The organism is Bradyrhizobium sp. P2_E8 (assembly GCF_056403875.1).
The window spans coordinates 1-5,818 of sequence record NZ_JBFUES010000457.1 but is presented as its reverse complement, the minus strand read 5'-3'; the positions used below and the strand labels follow the sequence as shown (position 1 = coordinate 5,818).

Annotated in this window: 5 protein-coding genes and 1 pseudogene; 5 read left to right on the top strand and 1 reads right to left on the bottom strand. The window is 59.2% G+C overall.

Going from position 1 to position 5,818, the window contains the following annotated elements:
• The 3 genes and pseudogenes from AC1D00_RS23515 to AC1D00_RS23505 all read left to right on the top strand — a co-directional run.
• A pseudogene (locus AC1D00_RS23515) lies at positions 1–259 on the top strand (hypothetical protein); the annotation flags it as partial.
• 414 nt (positions 260–673) lie between these two features.
• On the top strand, positions 674–1,873 hold the full coding sequence (locus tag AC1D00_RS23510) for an ABC transporter substrate-binding protein (RefSeq protein ID WP_025575017.1): 1,200 nt from the start codon (positions 674–676) through the stop codon (positions 1,871–1,873).
• 125 nt (positions 1,874–1,998) lie between these two features.
• Positions 1,999–3,801: an AMP-binding protein gene (locus AC1D00_RS23505; RefSeq protein ID WP_025575019.1), complete on the top strand. Its 1,803-nt coding sequence runs from the start codon at positions 1,999–2,001 to the stop codon at positions 3,799–3,801.
• Positions 3,802–3,854: 53 nt separating this feature from the next.
• Here AC1D00_RS23505 and AC1D00_RS23500 read toward each other — a convergent pair whose 3' ends face one another.
• Positions 3,855–4,367 (bottom strand): winged helix-turn-helix transcriptional regulator, encoded by a 513-nt coding sequence (locus tag AC1D00_RS23500; RefSeq protein WP_025575022.1) that lies wholly within the window; start codon positions 4,365–4,367, stop codon positions 3,855–3,857.
• 231 nt (positions 4,368–4,598) lie between these two features.
• On the opposite strand from AC1D00_RS23500, the gene AC1D00_RS23495 reads away from it, so the two are divergent.
• Positions 4,599–5,231 carry a DsbA family protein gene (locus AC1D00_RS23495; protein WP_025575024.1) on the top strand — a complete coding sequence of 211 codons (633 nt, stop codon included), beginning with the start codon at positions 4,599–4,601 and terminating at the stop codon, positions 5,229–5,231.
• 204 nt (positions 5,232–5,435) lie between these two features.
• On the top strand, positions 5,436–5,818 hold a 383-nt coding region (locus tag AC1D00_RS23490), incomplete at its 3' end, for an SDR family NAD(P)-dependent oxidoreductase (protein ID WP_477012298.1).

Sequence of the window (5,818 nt, the reverse complement as noted above, 5' to 3'; positions counted from 1 at the left end):
ATGCCAATTCCCCGCTGAAGGAATGGTTTGAGAGCCTGTCCAGCGATTTGGGGCCATACTGCTCGGACGCAGATGGATACTTTGTCGCCGACATCGATTGGGAATCCGAGCACGGGCACTACCGGGTGCGCATCGATGGCGAGTGGGTGATGGTGCCGTGGTCACACAGCCGAACAAGATCGGGCGGACCATGGTGTGGAAATACTATATCGACGGCCACCCCCGGGTCAGGTGCTTCATGCGGGGCACCATGATCTGACATGGGAGAGCCGGCTTCAGCTCCGATGACTGCGCCTGACACACCGCAAGAAAACCCACTAAGTGCAATAATAGAATTAATATAACGAGGCGTCGGCTAGCTGTTTTTCTCGCGCGGAATTTCCGGCCGATGGCGCGGTCGAGCCTGCAGAATCCCTGTATTTCTTCCCACCGAGCGCAGCTGGCCCGTCGCCGCGGTCAAAGGACGATCATCTAATTGCTTGACTAGTTCTAAAAAAGAACTGTAAGTTTTGCGGACAGAGGGCCGGGCTCAACGGCCACAGGGCTCACGCCTGCCAATCATGCTTGGACAGCGAGGTGCGCAATTCACTCCGCACCATGCCGGGCGAGCGACCGGGTGATGCAACAAAACACATGACGTGCCCGGATGGGTGCGCATCAGGGAGGACGGGTCATGTTGGCGAAATGGAAGAGCCTTGCGGCTCTGGCTTTGCTTTTGAGCAGTCCCGCCTTCGCAGCCGACGAGCCGGGAGTAACCGCGACCGAGATCAAGATTGGCGGGGTGTTTCCGTTCAGCGGACCGGCATCATCGATCGGTCTCGTAGGCAAGGGCCTTATCGCCTACATTCAATCGGTCAATGACCGCGGTGGCATCAACGGCCGCAAGATCAACTACATCGCCTATGACGACGCCTACAGCCCTCCGAAGGCGGTAGAGCACGTCCGCAAGCTCGTCGAGAGCGATGAAGTGGCCTTCATGTTTGGGCAGCTCGGCACGCCCGGCCTTTCGGCCACGGCGAAGTACCTGAGGGCGAAAGGAGTGCCCAGCATCGCAATCATCAGCGGCTCGTCCAAGTTCGCCGATGTCGCCAGTTACCCGCTGACCACGACGGGCCTCGTCAGCTACGACACCGAAGGAAAGATCTACGCCAAGTATCTGACCAAGACGCTGCCGAATGCCAAATACGCGATCCTCTATCAGAACGACGATCTCGGCAAAGACTACGTCAACGCCTTCAAGGCCTTTCTCGGCAAGGACTACGATCGGAGGGTCGTCAGTGCGTCGTACGAGGTCACGGAGCCGACCGTCGATTCGCAGATCACGAACCTGAAAAGCTCCGGCGCCGACGCCCTGATGATCGCGGGAACGCCGAAATTCGCAGCGCAGGCGATCCGGCAAGCTTCCGTGATCGGCTGGAAGGCGACGGTGATCATCAACTTTCCGTCCGGTTCGGTTGGAGGCACGCTCGCGCCGGCCGGTCTCGACAAGTCAGTCGGCGTGATCGTCGGCACCATCAACAAGGACGTTGTGGATCCGACGTGGAAAAACGACCCTGCCATGCAGGCCTATCGGACATTCCTCGACAAGTATTTGCAGGGCGTCGATATCACCAACGGAAGCTACCTGACGGGCTATCAGCAGGGCATCCTACTCGAGCAGATCTTGAAGCAATCCGGAGATGATCTGTCCCGCAAGAACATCCTGGCGCAGGCCAAGAATCTCAGGGATTTCGTCGTCCCGACCGCGCTGCCGGGGATCAAGGTCAACACCAGCGAGGCCGAAAACATGATCTGGACGCAGATGCGTCTGCAGCGGTGGACCGGCTCGACCTGGGAAGCTTTCAGCGAGGTGTTGGACGCCAAGTCCGAATGAATTCACCCCAGCCAGGGTGACGGACGCGGTATGAGCTGCGTTCTCCGCGCCGGCAGGCCGGCGCTGAGCACGACAGGAATGCACCGCGTGCGGTCGCCTTTCAGCAGTTCGGGAGATCATCTTTGATGTCGACGACGGCACTGACGTTTGCACCGCGTGAGGTTTCCATCGAGCGTCGAGCAGATGGCACGCTTATCTTGAGCTCGCCCCTTGAGTGGGAGCCGTGCGATTGGCGCATCACTGATTTTCTTCCACGCTGGGCCAGCGCCGTCCCGGATCGAATCTTCCTGGCGCAACGCAACGCGAAGGGCGGATGGGACGAGATCACTTATGGTGATGCTTGGTCGCAGGTTCAGGCGGTCGGCCAAAGCCTGATCGACATGGGCGCAAAGCCGGCCGACAAGCTTGCGATCCTGTCCGGAAACTCCATCGAGAACGCGGTGATCTCGTTTGCGGCGATGTCGATCGGGGTCGTTCTGGCGCCGATATCGCCAAACTACACGCTGATGCCCGGGGGGCTAGCACGCCTCAGGGACATCGCGGAAGTGCTGCGCCCGACTTTCGTGTTCGTCCAAAGCGGCCGCGACTTTTCCGCTGGACGCGCCATTCCCGAACTGGCAGCCGCGACCTGGATCAGCGTCGATGGTGCACCGGACACAGTGCTTTTCAAGGTTATGACCGATCGGACCGGGAGCGACGGGTTCGAGCGCGCATCGCGTGAGGTGCCTTGCGACGCGGTCGCCAAGATCCTCTTCACATCCGGTTCGACCGGCTTTCCCAAAGGAGTGCTCAACACCCACCGGATGATGGCAAGCTCCCTGCAAATGGGGAGCCTGCTCGTGTCACCTCCGGCTGCGCCGGTGCAGGTTGAATGGCTGCCCTGGCACCATACGATGGGCAGCAATGTCATCCTTCACAGCATTCTGAAGAATGGCGGAACGCTCTATATCGACGATGGCAGGCCGCTGCCGCAGCTCTTTCACAAGACGGTCGCCAATCTCAAGGAGGTTTCGCCGACCGCCATGTTCAACGTGCCTGCTGGCTATAATCTCCTGTGCGACGCGATCGAGAAAGACGCCGATCTCGGCGCCAGCGTGTTCAGGCGGATGGACCGATTGAGTTATGCCGGCGCGGCAATTTCGCAGGGCACGCTGGAAAAACTGTATCGATTGACATTCGCGGTCACAGGCCGGCGAATTCCTGTCATGTCGGGCTATGGTACGACCGAAACGGCGCCGACAATCAGTTCGACGCATTGGGCGACGGACCAGCCCGGAGAGATCGGTCTTCCCGCACCGGGCTTGCAGCTCAAGCTCATCCCGGTCACCGATACCTATGAGGCCAGGGTCAAGGGACCGAACGTCACGCCCGGCTATCTCGGAAGGCCGGATTTGACGGAAAAGGCCTTCGATGAGGAGGGGTTCTACCGCATCGGCGACACTGTCTCGTTTCTGAACCCAGAGAGGCCTGAGCTCGGGCTGCGGTTTACAGGCAGAATTTCCGAGAACTTCAAGCTTGCGAACGGCACCTGGGTCTCGATTGGCAATATGCGCGCGGCAATCCTGGCTGCGACCCGTGGCGTCTTGCTCGACATTGTCGTTGCGGGCGAAAATCGCGAGGCGTGCGCGCTGCTCTGCTGGTTGAATCCGACCGAGGCGGCACGAATTTCGAACGGCCAAGCCGCAGATTTAACCTGCGATCCTCTCGTGATTCAATTTCTGAAGGATCGTTTTCAGGAATATAACGAGACCGTCGGGAGCAGTGAAAGAATCTGTTGCTTCTCGCTGCTGAAGGATCCGCCATCAATGGCGGCGGGAGAAATTACCGACAAGGCCTACGTCAACCAACGTGCCGTGTTGAAAGTTCGCTCCGAGCAGGTTGAGCGTCTCTACGCAATTGAACCGGGCCTCGATGTGGTCTTGGTGTAACAGCGAATTCAACGTTGCGGAGCGGTTATTGCAGCACGGCGTGCGCTGCCGCCTCAAGCGGCGCGTGAGCGTGCCTTTGTCTTCCTGGTCTCCGGGGCGCTCTTCTCCGGGAGGCTGCGGGCACCCGGCCCCGGGTGAGTATGAACCTCCTTCGCCGACAGGGGCTCGCCGCATTCGGAGCACACCATGACTGGATCGAAGTTCTTTCCGCATTTGCGGTGCTGGTGCAGCAAGGGACGGCCGCGCTCGTCGACCATATGAGTATCACCCCAATGCACGATCGCCATCATGATGGGATAGAGGTCGAGGCCTTTCTGGGTCAGGATGTATTCGTGGCGCTTGGGCGATTCCTGGTAGGGAATGCGGCGCAGGATGCCCTGCCGAACCAGCTTCTTCAGCCGTTCGGCCAGCAAGTGTCGCGTGATTCCGAGCGCCGACTGAAATCCCTCGAAGCGGCGCGTGCGCAAGAAGCATTCGCGCAGGATCAGAAGAGTCCAGCGATCGCCGATCACGCCGATGGTTCGGGCCATCGAACACGGTTCTTCCTCGAGTTCTTTCCACTTCATTCACACACTCCAGTCGTGCCGGCATAGGTCGTTCCGAATCGCCACACGGGCCAGCGCGGCCTCTTGCATTCTAGATAGGTACTAAATCGCAAACAATCCCCCTCTAGGCAGGTGAAACCAGCGGATTACAGGTACATTTGACAGTTCTATTTTAGAACTGTATGGTAGAGGGAAATGAGATTGGCGATCGGATCGCCAATGTCCGCCATGCGATCTCCGGGAGAAGCCGCGATGACCTTGAAGGTTGAATTCCAGTTCGATTTCGGCAGTCCGAACGCCTACCTCGCGGAAGTGGCCATTCGGGGCATTGAGCAGCGGACCGGTGTGAAATTCGCGTACGTCCCGGTTCTGCTCGGCGGAATCTACAAGGCGACCGGCAATATGTCGCCGTTCGAATCGCTTCGCGGAATCAAAAACAAGCCGGAATACCAGGCGCTGGAGACCCAGCGGTTTATCCGACGCCACAACATCACGAAATTTCGTCAGAATCCCTTCTTTCCGGTCAACACGCTGATGCTGATGCGCGGTGCTGTCGCCGCCCAGTTCGAGGGCATGTTCGAGCCCTATTTTCGCGCCGCCTATCATCACATGTGGGAAGAGCCGAAGAAGATGGACGATGTCGAAATCTTTCGTAACGCGTTCATGTCCTCCGGCATCGATATTGATCGCATCGTTGCGCGCGCGCAGCAGGACGACGTGAAGAAGAGGCTGATCGATCTCACCGGCGATGCCGTCCGCCGCGGCGCCTTCGGATCGCCGACGTTCTTTGTCGGGCAGGAGATGTTCTTCGGAAAGGATCAGCTGCGCGACGTCGAGGAATCCATCGTCGAGCAAAGCGGCAAGACGCTTTCCGGGACGGCCTGATGCCAACCGCATCCCGCTGGAATCGGAGCAGCGGGTAGGGCAGCAGAGCTGACGACTTTACCGCCCGTACTCACAATACCGATTGACGAGTTCTAAAAAAGAACGTTAGTTGGGTCATGAAGCGCGCCGCGTTGGTCTGGTCTGGCCGTGGGTACCGGACTGAGCCGCTTCCAAGCAACGCATGACATCACAGGGAGCAGACCTTTGCAGAAGAGAAACGCAACAGTGGCTGTGATTGGCGCTGGCGACTATATCGGCGGCGAAATCGCCAAGAAGTTCGCCTCGGAAGGGTTCACTGTGTTCGCCGGCCGCCGCAACGGCGATAAGCTGGCGCCGCTGGTCAAGGAGATCGAGGCCGCTGGCGGCGAGATCCATGCGCGCTCGCTGGATGCACGCAGAGAGGAGGAGGTCATCTCCTTCCTCAACGACGCCGACAAGCATGCGCCGCTCGAGGTGTGCATCTTCAACATCGGCGCGAACGTCAGTTTTCCGATCCTCGAGACCACCGAACGCGTGTTCCGGAAGGTCTGGGAGATGGCCTGCTATTCCGGTTTCCTGGCTGGCCGCGAGGCCGCGCGGCTGATGCT

Coding starts and splice junctions, on each gene's coding strand:
- AC1D00_RS23495 (WP_025575024.1), top strand. CDS start 4,599: ATGACCTTGAAGGTTGAATTCCAGTTCGATTTCGGCAGTCCGAACGCC.
- AC1D00_RS23505 (WP_025575019.1), top strand. CDS start 1,999: ATGTCGACGACGGCACTGACGTTTGCACCGCGTGAGGTTTCCATCGAG.
- AC1D00_RS23510 (WP_025575017.1), top strand. CDS start 674: ATGTTGGCGAAATGGAAGAGCCTTGCGGCTCTGGCTTTGCTTTTGAGC.
- AC1D00_RS23500 (WP_025575022.1), bottom strand. CDS start 4,367: ATGAAGTGGAAAGAACTCGAGGAAGAACCGTGTTCGATGGCCCGAACC.